We start from the raw sequence: 14,154 nt of genomic DNA, 5'->3' as shown, positions 1-14,154 counted from the left end.
GGCCCTGGGGAAGCGCCCGCGTCCCGCTGACCACCGCCACCGAGGAACCGCAGGCGGCGCCGCCCCGGCCTGGAGGTCCGGCCTACCCGCCGCGGGACCGGCCGGGCTCCCCGCTGCGGTGCTCGCACGGGACCAGCCGGTGCAGGCCGCGGGGGTCTGCCACCCGGGCGGGGCGTCGCCTCGCTAGACCGCGTACCGGTCCGGCGCGAAGAGGGACTGGTTCGCCGCGATCCAGGCCGAGGTGTGGCGCAACCCCTCCTCCAGGCCGACCCGGGGGCGCCAGCCGGCCCACTCCCGGGCCCGCGAGTTGTCCGACAGCAGGCGCTGGACCTCGCTGCCCGAGGGGCGCAGCCGGGTCGGGTCCACGACCACCTTCGCTTCACGGCCGGAGGCCGCGATCAGGGCCTCGGCCAGGGCGCCGACGGAGATCTCCTCACCGGTGCCGAGGTTGACCACCTCCCCCAGCGCCCGGTCGCACTCCGCCACCGCGAGGAAGCCCTCCGCCGTGTCGGTGACGTACGTGAAGTCCCGGGTCGGCGTGAGCGAGCCGAGGCGGATCTCCCGCGAGCCGGCGTGCAGTTGGGCCAGGATGGTCGGGATGACCGCGCGCGCCGACTGGCGCGGCCCGTAGGTGTTGAAGGGGCGTACCACCGTCACCGGGAGTTCGAAGGCGTGGTGGAAGGAGAGTGCCATCATGTCCGCGCCGATCTTCGACGCGGAGTACGGGGACTGCGGCTGCAGCGGGTGACTCTCGGAGATCGGGGCGGTCAGCGCCGTCCCGTAGACCTCGCTGGTCGAGGTGTGCACCAGGCGCCGAACGCCGTGCCGCCGGCAGGCCTCCGCCACGTTCTGCGTGCCCGTGACGTTCGTCTGCACGTACGCGCCGGGCGAGGCGTAGCTGTAAGGAATCCCGATGAGAGCCGCCAGGTGGAAGACGGTGTCGCAGCCGGCCACCGCGTCGCTGACCCGGCCCGCGTCACGGACGTCGCCCGTCCACATCTCCACCGGGCCGTCCGGGTCGGCCAGGTAGCGCGCCAGGTGGCCCTTCTCGGCGTACGGCTTGTAGTGGACGAAGGCACGCACCCGCGCGCCCCGTGACACCAGCAGGTCCACCAGCGTCGAGCCGATGAAGCCCTCCGCGCCGGTGACGAGGACGGTGCGGTCGGTCCAGCTGTTCATATGCGCTCCAGGTGAGGGGTGGGGACGAAACCGGCGACGCGGAGTACTTCGGCGGCCAGCAGTTCGGCGGCTCGCGCGTGCGGGCCGGGGTCGGCGGCGCCGGCCATCGCCGACAGCCGGGCCGGGTCGGCCAGCAGCGGCCCGATGAGGTGGGCGAGGCGCTCGGCGGTGGTCTCCGCGTCGGGCAGCAGTACTCCGGCGCCCGCGTCGGACAGGACCCGCGCGTTGTGCGTCTGGTGGTCGCCGGGGGCGTACGGGTAGGGCACCAGTACCGCCGGGACGCCGGTCGCCGCCAGTTCGGCGATGGTCGCGGAGCCCGCGCGGCACACCACCAGGTCGGCGGCCGCGTAGACGAGGTCCATGCGGTCCAGGTACGGCACGGCCCGCGCGATGCGCTGGCCGCCGGACGTGGCGAGTTCGGTCACCGTGTCCGGCAGTTCGGCCGGTCCGGTCTTGATCAGGAGCTGTACGTCGTCCCGGTACTGCCACAGGCCGGCCAGCGCGGCGGCCGCCCGGGTGAGGCGGACGGCGCCCAGGCTGCCGCCGTTGAACACGATCAGCCGGCGCCCCGGGGGAACCCCGAGCGCGTACCGGGCCTCGGCGCGCAGCGCCACCCGGTCCGCTCCGGGCAGCTCCGCGAGGCCGGACAGGGCGGCGGAGATCGGCATCCCGGTGGTCAGCGCCCGCTCACCGCCGGAGAGGTGGGCGCGGCTGCGGTCGAAGGCGACGGCGACGTGCGGGGTGAGCCGGGCCGCGAACTGGTTGGCACGGCCGGGCACGGCATTGGACTCGTGGATCACGGCCGGCAGGCCCGCGAGCCGGGCGCCGAGGACGGCGGGGGCGCTCGGGTATCCGCCCATGCCCACGACGGCGTGGGCACCCTGCGCCCGGATCACCGAGCGCGCCTGGTGCGCCGAGCGCAGCAGCGCCGCGGGCAGCAGGTACCGCTTCGCACCCAGGGAGGGATCGAAGGGGATCATGTCAACGGTGTGCAGGCGGTAGCCTGCGCCGGGGATCAGCTCGGTCTCCAGGCCCCGCTCGGTCCCGATGAACGAGACCACGGCTCCGGGCACGGCGGCACGCAGCGCCTCGGCGAGGGCGAGGCCGGGGTAGATGTGCCCGCCGGTGCCGCCCGCACCGATCACGACGGACAGTGTCGTAGGTGTGTGTGGTGTGGTGGTGGTCATGTGCGCACACTCCCGGTGCGCCCTAAGAACGTTCTAAGAGGTTTTCTCAGATGCCTTTGGCAGTCTTTGCCCCATGAGTTCCCAGGACACCACGGGCAGTACAGGCAGTGCGGGCGGGCAGCGCATCCTCGTCGTCGACGACGAGCCGGAGGTGCGGGCAGCCGTCGAGGACGGACTCGCGGTCGAGGGGTACGAGGTGCGGGGCGCGGCGGACGGACTCGCGGGCCTCTCCCAGGTGGCGGCCTGGGAGCCGGACGCGGTCGTCCTCGACGTCATGATGCCCGTCCTCGACGGCCTCGGCGTCTGCCGGCAGCTGCGCGCGATGGGCGACCGTACGCCCATCCTCGTCCTGACCGCGCTCGACTCCGTCAGCGAGCGCGTCGACGGCCTGGAGGCGGGCGCCGACGACTACCTCGTCAAGCCGTTCGCCCTGGACGAGCTGGTCGCGCGGGTACGCGCGCTGCTGCGGCGGGCGTCGCCCGCACCCGGCGGCGCCGCCGCGCTCGGCGTCGCCGACCTCGTGCTCGACCCGGCGACCCGGACCGGGCGCCGCGGGAGCCGCCCGCTGGAGTTCAGCCGTACCGAAGCGGCCCTGCTCGAACTCCTCGTGCGTCACGCCGGCCAGGTACTCCCCCGCGAGCTGATCCTCGAACTGGTGTGGGGACAGGACTTCGGGCCGGACTCCAACTCCCTCGCCGTCTACATCGGCTACCTGCGCCGGAAGCTGGAGGCCGGCGGCGAGCCCCGGCTGGTGCACACCGTGCACGGAGTCGGCTACCGGCTGGACGCGGCGTGAGCGGCGGCCGCCGGCGGCTCGGCCGGGTCTGGCGCCGGCGCGGCCCCCTGCGGGTCCGGCTGGCGATGTCGGTCACGGCCGCCGTGGCCCTGGTGGCGCTCGGGGTGTGCGCGGCGGCGTTCCTGGTGGTCAGGGCCGCGCTCTACGAGCAGCTCGACCTCACCCTCACGCAGTCCGCGCGGCTCGCCGCCCAGCGCGAACCGGGGGCCGGGCCGGGTGTCCTGGCAGGGGAATGCCGGTTCCTGGCCGCACCCGCGTGTGCGGAGGTCGTGTCCGCCGACCCCGCCAAGAAACCCACGGAGCCGGGGCGGCTGCCCGTGGCCCCGGCCGCGCGGGAGGTCGCCGAGGGGAAGCGGGCCCCCTACTACACCAACATCACGGTGGCCGGGTATCCCGCCCGGATGCTCACCACCGACTACGCCAAGGGGCGCGCGCTGCAGGTGGCCCTGCGGGCCGACACGGTCGAAGACGGCATCGAGGAGGCCGCCCGCTGGCTGGTGCTGACGGCGGTGGTCGGCGTACTGCTGGCCGCCCTTCTCGGCCACTGGGTTTCACGGACCGGCCTGGCCCCGGTCGCCCGCCTCACCGCGACGGCCGAGCGGATCGCCGCCACTCGTGACGCACGGCACCGCATCGAACTGCCGCCACCGGGGCGGGAGGACGAGATCACCCGGCTGGCCACGAGCTTCAACACCATGCTGGGCGAGCTGGAGCAGTCGGTGGCCGCACAACGCCAACTGGTCGCGGACGCCTCCCATGAACTGCGCACCCCCCTGACCGCACTGCGGACCAACGCCGAACTGCTGGCCCGGGCCGACCGGCTCACGCCCGAACAGCGCGAGCGCGCCTCGGCCGCGCTGGGCCGGCAGCTGCGGGAGGTGACGGGGCTCGTCAACGATCTGATCGAGCTGGCACGCGACGAGGAGCCGCAGCCGCTGGTGGAAGAGGTCTCGCTGGGCGCGCTGGTGGAGCACTGCGTGCAGAGCGCTCGGGCGCATTGGCCGGCCGTGCCCTTCCACCTACGGGCACCGGCCGAGCCCGTCGTGGTGCCCGGGGTGCCCGCGCGCCTCAGCCGCCTGCTGGGGAACCTGCTCGACAACGCGGCCAAGTTCAGCAGGGACGGACTGCCCGTCGAGGTCGACCTGGTAGCGGGCGGCCAGGGCCGGGGACCGGAGCTGTCGGTCCGTGACCACGGGCCGGGAATCGCGCCGGAGGACCTGCCGCACGTCTTCGACCGGTTCTACCGGGCCGGGGCGGCCCGCGCCCTGCCGGGATCCGGGCTCGGCCTGGCCATGGCCCGGCAGATCGCGCGGGCGCACTCCGCGGAGCTCACGGCGGAGGCCGCCCCGGGCGGGGGCGCACTGTTCCGGCTGACGTTCTGACTACGCCCCGGCCCAGGCGCCGGCCTCCGCGGGCCGCTACCCCGCCTGCTTGACGCAAGTCCGGTCCCTCACCGGCAGCTTGCCGGTGGCCAGGTACCGGTTGACCTGGTCGTCCACGCACGCGTTGCCGTAGCGCCCGAAAAGGGCGTGCCGGTTGGCGCCCTCAAGGGTGACCAGCCTGGAGCTCGGCAGCTGCTCGTGCAGCTCGACGCTTCCCTTGTACGTCGTACGCGGGTCACCGGTGGCGGCGACGATCAGTGCAGGGGCATCGCGCCGCACCCGGGTGGGCTCTTCGCGCGGCGAGTCCCAGAAGGCGCACGGGTTGATGTTGTTGGTCAGAGCACCGAACAGCGGGTGCGCGGTGCGGTTGCGCTCGATGTCCCGCCAGTAGAGCTCGGGATCGCGCGCGGCGGCCACGTCCCCGCAGATGACGGCGGACTGCGCGCCGGTGGGCTCGCCCTCACCGCGCAGCACGTACCGCAGCTCCGGGACCAGCATCGGCGGCACCGTCGTCGGCCGGCCCTCCGCGGCTTTGGCCAGTACGGAAAGCAGCTCGCCGAACGACGCCCGCGCCGGGGCGGTGTCGTCCGCGATGCCCGAGAAGAGGAGGAGCGGCACCTGGCTGTCGTCTATCCGGAAGGCATCGGCGCCGGCGCCGATGGTCAGCGGAGCGCGCGCGGCCGCCGCGACGATGCGGTCGACGGCGGCGAGCACTCCGGCGCGGCTGCGGCCGAGGCCGTAGGTGTCGTGGTGCTCCGCGGCCCAGGCGGCCCAGTCGGACAGCGCCTTCTCGTTCTCGCGCTCGGTGCCCTTCAGCAGCCGGGGGCGGTAGTCGCTCGGGTTGATCGCCCCGTCCAGCACCATCCGGTCGTGGCGGCCGGGGAACATCTGCGTGTAGACCGTGCCCAGGTAGGTGCCGTACGAGTAGCCCAGGAAGGAGATCTTCCGCTCGCCGAGCGAGGCGCGGATGACGTCCATGTCGCGGGCCGTGTTGCGGGTGGTGATGTGCGGGAGCACCGCGGCATCGGTGGCCCGGCACTTGTCGGCCAGGCTCTTCTGCAGGGCGACCTGGCGGTCGAAGCCCGCCCGGCCGGCGCCGGCGGACAGCCAGGTCATGCCGACGGGCAAGCCGCAGTCCAGCGCGGTGCTGCGCCCGATGAAACGCGGGTCGAAGCCGACGATGTCGTAGCGCGAGCCGACCTCCTTCATCGACGCGCGGGCCTGCGGCGGGGACTGGAGCGCGGGACCTCCCGGACCGCCGTTGTTGAGGAGGATCGCGCCGATGCGGTGGCGGGTGTCGGTGGCTTTGAGCCGGGAGATCGCCACGGTGATCGTGCGCCCCCGGGGGTCGGCGTAGTCCAGGGGCACGGTCACCTCCGCGCACTGCACGCCCGCCTGGTCCAGATCGCGGCCCGTGGTGTCGTCGGGGCCCTTGATGCAGCTGCCCCAGCCGAGGTGCTGGCGGTAGTACCGGTCCAGTCCGGCCCCGGCGCTGTCCTGGGCGGGGGCCTCGGCGGCCGTGGCCAGGACGGGGGAAGACGTGAGGCAGGCGGCGAGGGCGAGGCCCACGGCCAAGGCGCGGCGTGCGGCGGGGCTGACCGTGGTCACGGGGTCTCCTTGAGCATCGTCCGCTTCGTGTGATCGCATGCCCCGAGGCTAGGAACCCGCCCTGGTACGGCACATCGCCCAAGGGCACGAGGACCCCGGTCCCGTCCGCCCCCGGGCCCGGGACCTGCGGCCCGGTCCGGCCTCCTCCTCCGGGAGGAGACCGTCGGCGGGGCTGCGTTGAGGCCCGCCCCGGCCATGCCCCTGCCGTATGGGGAGATCGCCGCACTGGCATGCTGTCAGGAGTTCTTCGGCTCCAGAATCGAGACGACCCCTGTGTCTGCTTCCCAGATCCTCCTGCTCCTCGCATCGGTGTTCACCACCGCGGGGTCGGTCATCGGCGTCGTCGCCTCCCTCAAGATCCGACGCGTCCGGTTCCTGCTGAGGGAGGGCAGTACCGCGCGGGGTGTGGTGACCCGTCTTGAGGAGACCCGGATCGCGCCGGCCTCGGATTCCGGCAGCACCAGCCGGAGCGTCGGAACCACCGTGTACTACCCGGTCATCGCTTGGAGCACGGGCGACGGCCGCGCAATGGAAACCAGGACGAGCATCGCTCGGCCCAAGGACAGGACCCTTCCCGTCGGTACCCGCGTCGAGGTCCGGTACGACCAGGCAGACCCGTCACGCTGGACCCTCCCGGCCGAAGGCACCGCCTTCTGGTGGCTGTTCAGCGCAATGGGCGCGTTGTTCGTGGCGATAGGGCTGGGGTTCGCCCTGGGGGTCCTGTTGTAAGGGGCCTTGACGTGCGAAACGGAAAGGTGCGGGTCGGCCCGGCGGTCACTCTGGCTGGTCGGCACCGCGGGTGGTGTCGCTCAGGTGCTCACGTCGGCTGTGGTGGCGAGCGAGTACCCGCCGGTTCCTGACGTGTGCGATGCCGTACTCGACGCGGGTGCGGACGCGGATCTTCCACGACTGCGGGGCGATCAGTCCACCGGTGGGGCCAGGACGCCGGGGTGGGTGCGGTGACGTCGGTGCCGGGACCGCACCCGACCAGCGACCCACTACGAGAGCCGTGATACCCGGCGACTCGACCCGACGCAATCGGGTCTGCGGGCCAGCCGCTACAGCTACGTCGAGGGTTCCCCGCTCAACGGCACCGTCCGAGGCGGAGTGGGCCCTTCTCCAGGGCAGCAGGAGCCAGTTGACATGGAGTGCGCTCCAACACCTAGCGTCCTGGACAGATGATCTCGGCACAAGGAGGCAACGGCATGACCACCAACGTCCCCACCCGGCACCTCGGCAGCCTGGCGGTTTCCGCTCAGGGCCTGGGGTGCATGGGCATGAGCCACGGCTACGGCGCCAGCGACGACGCGCAGTCGATCGCGACCCTGCACCACGCCCTCGACCGCGGGGTGACCCTCCTCGACACCGCCGACTTCTACGGCGCCGGGCACAACGAGGAGCTGATCGGGCGGGCTGTCGCCGGGCGCCGCGACGAGGTGGTGCTGGCCACCAAGTTCGGCTTCGCCAACCGCCTCGGCGAGCCCACCCTGGTCCGCGGCGACGCCGCCTACGTACGGCAGGCCTGCGAGGCGTCGTTGCGCCGGCTCGGCGTCGACCACATCGACCTCTACTACCAGCACCGCGTCGATCCGCAGGTCCCCATCGAGGAGACCGTCGGCGCCATGGCCGAACTGGTACAGGCCGGGAAGGTCCGCCACCTCGGGCTCTCCGAGGCCGGCGCGAGCACCATCCGGCGGGCACACGCGGTGCACCCGATCACAGCGCTGCAGAGCGAGTGGTCGCTGTGGACCCGCGATCTGGAGGCCGAGATCGCCCCGGTCTGCCGCGAGCTCGGCATCGGCCTGGTCCCGTTCTCCCCGCTCGGACGCGGCTTCCTCACCGGCCGGTACAGCTCGGTCGACGGGCTGGCCGAGACCGACGTACGGCGCAGCCAGCCGCGCTTCGCCGACGGCAACCTCGAACGGAACCTGGCGATCGTCGCGCGGATCGACGAGCTGGCCGCGGCCAAGGGCGTCACCACCGGCCAGCTCGCCCTGGCCTGGGTGCAGCACCGGGGCGACGACGTGGTGCCGATCCCCGGCACCCGGCGCCGGCAGTACCTGGAGGAGAACCTCGCGGCCCTGGCCGTCGAGCTGTCCCCCGGGGACTTGGCCGCCATCGAGGCCGCCGCGCCGTCCGAGCAGATCGCGGGCACCCGCTACGACGCGACCAGCCTCACGTTCGTCAACAACTGAACCGCCCGCTGTGCAGGTGAAGGGCCGGCGTACGTACAAGGGGGCGGGCCCGGAGAGACCTCCGGGCCCGCCCCCTTGTGTGAGCCGTGAGGGAACCAGCTGGTGACGCCCTTCACGGAAGCGGGCCGGTGTGCCCCGGAATCCTGCTGCTTCGGTGAAGATCCGGCTGAGCCTCGGTCAGTCGGTGCCTTCGATGATGCGGAAGTCGCGCTCGACGCCGTCGGAGAGGGCGGCCAGCGCCTCCTGGTAGGCCGCGCTCTCGTGCGCCGCGACGGCCTGTTCGAAGCTGTCGAACTCGATCAGGATGGTGCGCTCGGCGATTCCGGCTTCATGCGCCACGATCCGACCGTCACGGGCGAGGACCCGGCCGCCCCCGGCCTTGACGGCCGCAGGGGCCAGCTTGTTGTAGGCAGCCAGCTTCTCAGGGTCTGAAATGGTGCGGTAGGCGCTGACCCAGTAGCCCTTGGGCATGGAACCTCCAGTGTGGGGATGAGTGCATCTGACTTACGGGTTGGTCTCGGACGAGCGTCGGCGGGCGAGAGCGAGGCTTGTCAGCGTCGTGATCGCCATGGCGCCGATGCCGACCAGCGCCGCGGTGGTGTAGGCGCTGTCGTCGGGGAAGAGGTGGCCGGGGCCGGTACCCGCGGTGAGGATCAGGCCGCCGATGGCGCTGCCCAGGGAGTACCCGACGCTGCGGACGACGTAGTTGAAGCTCATGGCGCTCGACGTCTCGCTCTTGGGGGTGACGGCCAGGATGACGCCGGGCATGGCGGCCGAGAAGCCTCCGACGCCGAAGCCGAGTACGCCCATCGCCGCGAACAGTTCGGCCAGGTCCGACCGGGCCGCCGCGAACAGGGCGAACCCGCCGCCGACCACGACGGCGCTGCCGGCCAGGAGCAGGGGGTCGGCGATCCGCGTCCGGATCCGCGGTGTGAGCTTGCCGGCGACGAACCCCAGCACCGAGAACGGGATGAGGACCAGCCCGGCGACGAAGGTCGTCAGCCCGAAGCCGTAGCCGGCGCCGTGCGGCGTCTGCGCGTAGCGGGTGATGAGCGTGAGCAGGAGGTACATGCCGATCCCGCCGACGAACATGGCGAGGTTCGCCCCGGCGACCGCCGGGTGCCGCACCGCCCGCACATCGACCAGGGGCGTCGTGCTGCGCAGCTCGATGACGGCCCAGACGCAGAGCAGCACCAGCGCGACGACGGCGAGGCCCGCCGCCACGGCGAGGTGCCGGCTCCACAGGTTCCGTTCGCCGGCGAGGAACAGCACCAGGAGCAGCGCGGCGGCCAGGACGACCGCGCCTGCCACGTCCACGTGGGTGGAGCGGCCTTCGGGGGCTTCGGGCATGAAGCGCCACGCGGTCAGGAGGGCGGCGGCGGTGACGACGAGGCCGAGGCCGTAGGCGGCCCGTACCCCGCCGAGCTCGGCCAGCAGTGCGGCCAGCGGGTAGCCGACGCCGGCCCCTATGATCGAGACCACCGAGATCAGGGCGATCACGGCCGCGCCGCGCTCCTCGGGGAGGTGGTCCCGGGCCACGCCCATCATCAGCGCCGTCAGCCCGAGCCCGACGCCTTGGGCCGCCCTGCCGGCCAGCAGCCACGCGAACGGCAGCGGGAGCACGGTGAGGGCGCTGCCGGCGACGACGACCGCGAGGGTGGCGAGGATCGTGGCCCGCCGGTGCGGGCCTGCTCCGAGCCGGCCCAGGAGCGGCGTGGCGACGGCGCCGCTGAGCAGTGCGATGGTCAGCGTCCACTGCGCGCTGCCGAGCGAGACGTGGAACGAGGTCGCCGCGCTGGTGATGAGCGGCGTCCCGAGGCTGGCGACCGCCGCCACGACCAGCGCGATGAACGTCAGGGCGGGGACCAGCAGCCTCGCCTCGGAGCGCGCCGCCGGGAACGCGTCCACCGCGACCCCGCCGACCGGCCGCCCGGTCACCGCTTCGGCTCCTCGCGGTCCTGGCTTTCGAGCTCGGCCAGATGCTTCAGCGCGGGAAGGGCCGACACCAGCGCGTCGACCTCGTCGCCGGTGAGCTCGCCGATCAACCGCTCGAACGCGTGGACGCCCGCCTGGCGCCGCGTCCGGACATAGGAGGCGCCGGCCTCGGTCAGGCACACCAGCGTGACCCGCTTGTCGGACGCGTCGCCCTGCCGCTCGACCAGGCCGGACTCCTCCAACACCCGGACCAGGGCGGTCATCGCGGGCTGGGTGACGCCCTCGACCGCGGCCAGATCGGTGATGCGCCGCGGGCCGGTCCGGTCCAGGGTGGCCAGGGTGGCGGCGGACGTCAGGCTCATGTCCCGGGGCAGGCGTCTCGCGGCCCTGGTGGCCAGGCCGTAGAGGGCTGCCCCGATGGCAGCGGACGCGCCAGTGGCGGTGTCTTGACGACTCATGCCAGAACCATAGCATTTTTATATTCACAGTCTATGTAAATGGTTCGACCGGCGCGGGCGGCGCACCCCTTGAGCAGGCCGGCCCGCCGGATCCGGGTCGGCGCCACGGCCGAGGAGGCGCCTTGACAGCCAAAGTGATTAGCCGCCATATTATGTGCATGACGAGGGATGACACCGACGGCGAGGCACCCACGCTGGACCAGGCCAGACGGCAGGTCGAGCACTACGGCCTGGAGGTCGACCCGCAGGCGGTGCTGGTCGCGGTGCGGCTGATCTCGGCGGGCGCGAGGGTCGGCCGGGCGGCCGAGGCGCACTTCGCCAAGTTCGGCTTGTCGACGGGGCGCTACCGCCTGCTCGCCGACCTCGAAGACCACGGCGGGGAGAAATCCCCCTCACGCCTCGCGCTCGACCTCGGCGTCTCCAGGGCCACGGTCACCGGCCTGCTGGACGGCCTTGAGCGAGCGGGCCTGATCGCCCGCCGCCCGTCCACGGAGGACGGCCGGGGCACCGTGGCCATCCTGACCGCGCGCGGTGCGCAGCTCCTGCGCGACATGGCGTCCGAGCATTTCGGGCGGCTGGAGGCGATGGTGAGCGGGCTCTCCGTCGAGGAGCGCGCGGTGTTCCTGGATCTGCTCGCCCGCGTGGTGCGCGGCAGCGCGGCTCTGACCGCCGACTGACCCGGCTCTCAGCCTGCTTGGCCCCGCCCTCCGGGCAGGGCCCTTTTTACGAGGTAATAGTTAGCTGCCTAATCACATTGGCGGAGTAAGCCTGCCGCCCCCACCGCAACCTTCGCTTCCCTCACACGAACGAGAAAGAGGCCAACATGCCCGCAACGAAGGACAGAACCAGCCGAAACCGGGCATCCTCCCGGCCGTTCATCCTCTGGCGCGAGGTACTGACCGCCTACGCCGCCCCCGCGCTGATGGCCGGTACCGCCGGAGTCGTCACCGGGCAGCGGGACTTGGCCGTGGCCGCCTGCACCTCCATCGCCGGCACCTCCGCCGTGGTGGCGTTCCTGGTCGGCACCTGGCTGCGGCACGGCGGCCGGCCCCGACGGTGGACCACCACCACGCCTCGCGTCGTCCTGACCGCGGCACTCGTCATCGCCACCGTCGGCGCGGCAGCCCTGCTGGGATGGCTCACCTCCCAATGGCTGCCCGCCCACACCCCGATCCCCGCCACCCCGTGGCTGGAGCGCCTGCGCATCGACCTGCCCGTCTCCGCGGCCCTCGCCACCACCATCGTCACCCTGCGCTGGCGCAGCACCGCCGCAGCATCCCCGGCATAGCCCACCCGGCACCGGGCCTACCCACCCCACGAGCCCAAGCCCGACCGAGCCCATCTCCGGTAGCACCCGCCGCCGGGAAGTCACCAAGGAATGAGCACACGATGATCGTTGTCATGGGAGCGACCGGAGCAACCGGGAACGCCCTGCTCCGCAGCCTCCTCGCACTCGGTACACCCGTCCGCGCACTGACCCGCACCCCGCACAGGCCGATCCCCGGCACAACCGGCGCACACCAACCGCCCGTCGAGGTCCAGTACGCCGACGCCGCCGACCCCCACTCGCTGCGCACCGCCTTCAAGGGCGCCGGCCAGCTCTTCCTCGCCATGGCCAACAGCCCCGCACAGGTCGAACTCGAAACCCGCGTCATCGACATCGCCGCCCACACGGGCATCGGACACATCGTCAAGATCTCCGCACCCGCCGCCGAACCCGACTCCCCGGTCGCCATCTCCCGCGGACACCACGCCGTCGAGGAACACCTGCGCGCCAGCGGCCTCACCCACACCGTCTTGCGCCCCTACGCGTTCATGCAGAACCTCCTGCGTCTGGCCCCCACCGTCGCCCAGGGCGTCATCGTCGGCACGATGGGCGACGCGCCCTGCAACTACATCGACTGCCGCGACATCGGCGACGTCGCCGCCGCTGCCCTCACCAGGCCCGACATCGCCGGCGGCACCTACGCCCTGACCGGGCCCGAAGCCGTCGCCTACCCCGAACTCGCTTCACGTCTGTCCACCCTGACCGGCAACCAGATCCGCTACGTCAACCTCACCCCGGACGAGCTGCGCGCCAACCTCATCCACCACGCCCGTATGCCCACCTGGCTCGCCCAGCACGTGACGGAGATCCAGCAACTCGCCATCGCCCGACCCGAAACTCCCACCACGACCGTCACCGACATCCTCGGCCGCCGGCCCCGCACCCTCGACGCCTTCCTGCACGAACAGCACGCCCACTTCCGCCGATGAGACGCCGCTCACGTAGGTGATCCGACAGCGCTGCCGCGCTGTTCTGCCAGCGGCAGAACAGCGGCCGTACCGGGCTCGACGATCACTACAGTCAAGTCTCATGACGACGATTACGACGCGTACGGTCGAGTACCCGGCCGACGGTTTGACGATGATCGGGCACCTCGCGCTCCCGGCCGGCGTCGACCGTCGGCCCGCGGTGCTCCTCGGACCCGAGGGCATGGGGCTCAGCGACGTCGAGCGCCAACGGGCCGATGCTCTCGCCGAACTGGGATACGTGGCGCTGGCCTTCGACCTTCACGGCGGGCGCTATCTGGGCGACCCCGAGGAGATGCTGGCCCGTTGCCTGCCGCTGCTCGCCGATCCGGACCGGATGCGGGGCATCGGCCATGCGGCGCTCGACGTGTTGCGCACCGAACCGCGGACCGACCCCGACCGGATCGCCGCCGTCGGCTACGGCACCGGGGGCGCCGTCGGGCTGGAACTCGGGCGCGGCGGCGTCAGCCTGCGCGCGATCGGGACGGTCAACGCAACTACCACGGGCCGACCGGGCGAGTCGGCGCGCATTGGCTGCCCGGTGTGGGCCGGGGTCGGGTCGGAAGACCCCATCATGCCGCCCGCGCAACGGAACGCGTTCACCGCTGAGATGCAGGCCGCGGGCGTCGACTGGCGCCTCACGGTCTACGGCGGCGCCTTGCACGCCTTCCACCACCCGCCGGTCGACCACCCCGTGGTCCCCGGCGTCGGCTACCACCCACGGCACGCGCAGCGGGCCTGGCGCGACGTCGTCGACCTGCTCGCCGAGTGCCTGCCCGTGACGGAGGACCTGGGGCATGACCCAGGCGAGCATGCCGACCCCGGGCACTGACAGCCCCCTCCCCTCAAGTCCGCACAGCAGAAGCCCATTCGGGCGGTTACTCGATCGCGGAGACGTAAATGGAAAGCGGGGCGACCGAGCGGCTCCACTGGCAGTCCGGCACCGCCCAGCTCCTGCCCCGCCTCAGGCTGACGGACCCCAGCCCCGGCTGCCCCGCACTTCGTGGACGGCCTGCTCTGCCGTCGCCGGCCGCCGATGTTTCGTGATCATGTCACCAGTCTGTGACAGCAGTGTCGTGGAGCGAGAACACTGGGGTCCTCTCGGTCTCGGCTCCCTCATAG

The 14,154-nt window shown here is 72.5% G+C and carries 14 protein-coding genes; 8 read left to right on the top strand and 6 right to left on the bottom strand.

Annotated features, from left to right (window positions below):
- Window positions 1-183 precede the first annotated feature (183 nt).
- Together IE248_RS31745 and IE248_RS31740 are read right to left on the bottom strand one after the other, a co-directional pair.
- A complete protein-coding gene (locus IE248_RS31745) occupies window positions 184-1,179 on the bottom strand; it encodes an SDR family NAD(P)-dependent oxidoreductase (protein ID WP_008735025.1) in 996 nt (331 codons plus the stop codon).
- Window positions 1,176-2,366: a UDP-N-acetylglucosamine--N-acetylmuramyl-(pentapeptide) pyrophosphoryl-undecaprenol N-acetylglucosamine transferase gene (locus tag IE248_RS31740; protein ID WP_190032463.1), complete on the bottom strand. Its 1,191-nt coding sequence runs from the start codon at window positions 2,364-2,366 to the stop codon at window positions 1,176-1,178. The genes IE248_RS31745 and IE248_RS31740 overlap by 4 nt, the downstream gene beginning before the upstream one ends.
- 73 nt (window positions 2,367-2,439) lie before the next feature.
- On the opposite strand from IE248_RS31740, the gene IE248_RS31735 reads away from it, so the two are divergent.
- Both IE248_RS31735 and IE248_RS31730 read left to right on the top strand, forming a co-directional pair.
- The gene (locus IE248_RS31735; protein WP_190032462.1) at window positions 2,440-3,162 is read left to right on the top strand and encodes a response regulator transcription factor; all 723 of its coding nucleotides are present in this window, start codon (window positions 2,440-2,442) and stop codon (window positions 3,160-3,162) included.
- 65 nt (window positions 3,163-3,227) lie between these two features.
- Complete coding sequence (locus IE248_RS31730) at window positions 3,228-4,544, top strand: sensor histidine kinase (RefSeq protein WP_229895679.1); 1,317 nt, start codon at window positions 3,228-3,230, stop codon at window positions 4,542-4,544.
- Window positions 4,545-4,580: 36 nt separating this feature from the next.
- On the opposite strand, the gene IE248_RS31725 is transcribed toward IE248_RS31730, so the two are convergent.
- On the bottom strand, window positions 4,581-6,152 hold the full coding sequence (locus IE248_RS31725; RefSeq protein ID WP_190032460.1) for an alpha/beta hydrolase: 1,572 nt from the start codon (window positions 6,150-6,152) through the stop codon (window positions 4,581-4,583).
- A 273-nt stretch (window positions 6,153-6,425) separates the two neighbouring features.
- Between IE248_RS31725 and IE248_RS31720 the strand changes: the two genes are divergently transcribed.
- Both IE248_RS31720 and IE248_RS31715 read left to right on the top strand, forming a co-directional pair.
- Window positions 6,426-6,881, top strand: coding sequence for a DUF3592 domain-containing protein (locus tag IE248_RS31720; RefSeq protein ID WP_037789720.1), 456 nt, complete (start codon window positions 6,426-6,428; stop codon window positions 6,879-6,881).
- Window positions 6,882-7,357: 476 nt separating this feature from the next.
- Window positions 7,358-8,347: an aldo/keto reductase gene (locus tag IE248_RS31715; RefSeq protein WP_190032459.1), complete on the top strand. Its 990-nt coding sequence runs from the start codon at window positions 7,358-7,360 to the stop codon at window positions 8,345-8,347.
- Window positions 8,348-8,524: 177 nt separating this feature from the next.
- Here the strand turns inward: IE248_RS31715 and IE248_RS31710 are convergent, their stop codons facing one another.
- From IE248_RS31710 to IE248_RS31700, 3 genes are read right to left on the bottom strand one after another with little or no spacing between them, the layout of a single operon-like run.
- On the bottom strand, window positions 8,525-8,818 hold the full coding sequence (locus IE248_RS31710) for a DUF1330 domain-containing protein (protein ID WP_008735038.1): 294 nt from the start codon (window positions 8,816-8,818) through the stop codon (window positions 8,525-8,527).
- 33 nt (window positions 8,819-8,851) lie between these two features.
- On the bottom strand, window positions 8,852-10,285 hold the full coding sequence (locus IE248_RS31705) for an MFS transporter (protein ID WP_190032458.1): 1,434 nt from the start codon (window positions 10,283-10,285) through the stop codon (window positions 8,852-8,854).
- Window positions 10,282-10,740, bottom strand: coding sequence for a MarR family winged helix-turn-helix transcriptional regulator (locus tag IE248_RS31700; RefSeq protein ID WP_229895670.1), 459 nt, complete (start codon window positions 10,738-10,740; stop codon window positions 10,282-10,284). The genes IE248_RS31705 and IE248_RS31700 overlap by 4 nt, the downstream gene beginning before the upstream one ends.
- Before the next feature lie 158 nt (window positions 10,741-10,898).
- On the opposite strand from IE248_RS31700, the gene IE248_RS31695 reads away from it, so the two are divergent.
- The 4 genes from IE248_RS31695 (at window position 10,899) to IE248_RS31680 (ending at window position 13,864) form a co-directional block, all read left to right on the top strand.
- Complete coding sequence (locus IE248_RS31695; RefSeq protein ID WP_073795690.1) at window positions 10,899-11,417, top strand: MarR family winged helix-turn-helix transcriptional regulator; 519 nt, start codon at window positions 10,899-10,901, stop codon at window positions 11,415-11,417.
- 146 nt (window positions 11,418-11,563) lie between these two features.
- The gene (locus tag IE248_RS31690) at window positions 11,564-12,028 is read left to right on the top strand and encodes a hypothetical protein (RefSeq protein WP_190032457.1); all 465 of its coding nucleotides are present in this window, start codon (window positions 11,564-11,566) and stop codon (window positions 12,026-12,028) included.
- Between the two features lie 101 nt (window positions 12,029-12,129).
- The gene (locus IE248_RS31685; RefSeq protein WP_190032456.1) at window positions 12,130-12,996 is read left to right on the top strand and encodes an NmrA family NAD(P)-binding protein; all 867 of its coding nucleotides are present in this window, start codon (window positions 12,130-12,132) and stop codon (window positions 12,994-12,996) included.
- 100 nt (window positions 12,997-13,096) lie between these two features.
- Window positions 13,097-13,864, top strand: coding sequence for a dienelactone hydrolase family protein (locus IE248_RS31680; RefSeq protein WP_190032455.1), 768 nt, complete (start codon window positions 13,097-13,099; stop codon window positions 13,862-13,864).
- Window positions 13,865-14,154: the final 290 nt, after the last annotated feature.

The organism is Streptomyces goshikiensis (genome assembly GCF_014650555.1).
GTDB lineage: Bacteria > Actinomycetota > Actinomycetes > Streptomycetales > Streptomycetaceae > Streptomyces > Streptomyces goshikiensis.
This window is presented reverse-complemented; position numbering and strand designations above follow the sequence as displayed.

Bases quoted from the DNA above. Each gene is read 5' to 3' on its own strand.
- IE248_RS31735 (WP_190032462.1), top strand. From the start codon at position 2,440: ATGAGTTCCCAGGACACCACGGGCAGTACAGGCAGTGCGGGCGGGCAG.
- IE248_RS31740 (WP_190032463.1), bottom strand. From the start codon at position 2,366: ATGACCACCACCACACCACACACACCTACGACACTGTCCGTCGTGATC.
- IE248_RS31685 (WP_190032456.1), top strand. From the start codon at position 12,130: ATGATCGTTGTCATGGGAGCGACCGGAGCAACCGGGAACGCCCTGCTC.
- IE248_RS31680 (WP_190032455.1), top strand. From the start codon at position 13,097: ATGACGACGATTACGACGCGTACGGTCGAGTACCCGGCCGACGGTTTG.
- IE248_RS31690 (WP_190032457.1), top strand. From the start codon at position 11,564: ATGCCCGCAACGAAGGACAGAACCAGCCGAAACCGGGCATCCTCCCGG.
- IE248_RS31710 (WP_008735038.1), bottom strand. From the start codon at position 8,818: ATGCCCAAGGGCTACTGGGTCAGCGCCTACCGCACCATTTCAGACCCT.
- IE248_RS31745 (WP_008735025.1), bottom strand. From the start codon at position 1,179: ATGAACAGCTGGACCGACCGCACCGTCCTCGTCACCGGCGCGGAGGGC.
- IE248_RS31695 (WP_073795690.1), top strand. From the start codon at position 10,899: ATGACGAGGGATGACACCGACGGCGAGGCACCCACGCTGGACCAGGCC.
- IE248_RS31700 (WP_229895670.1), bottom strand. From the start codon at position 10,740: ATGAGTCGTCAAGACACCGCCACTGGCGCGTCCGCTGCCATCGGGGCA.
- IE248_RS31730 (WP_229895679.1), top strand. From the start codon at position 3,228: ATGTCGGTCACGGCCGCCGTGGCCCTGGTGGCGCTCGGGGTGTGCGCG.
- IE248_RS31715 (WP_190032459.1), top strand. From the start codon at position 7,358: ATGACCACCAACGTCCCCACCCGGCACCTCGGCAGCCTGGCGGTTTCC.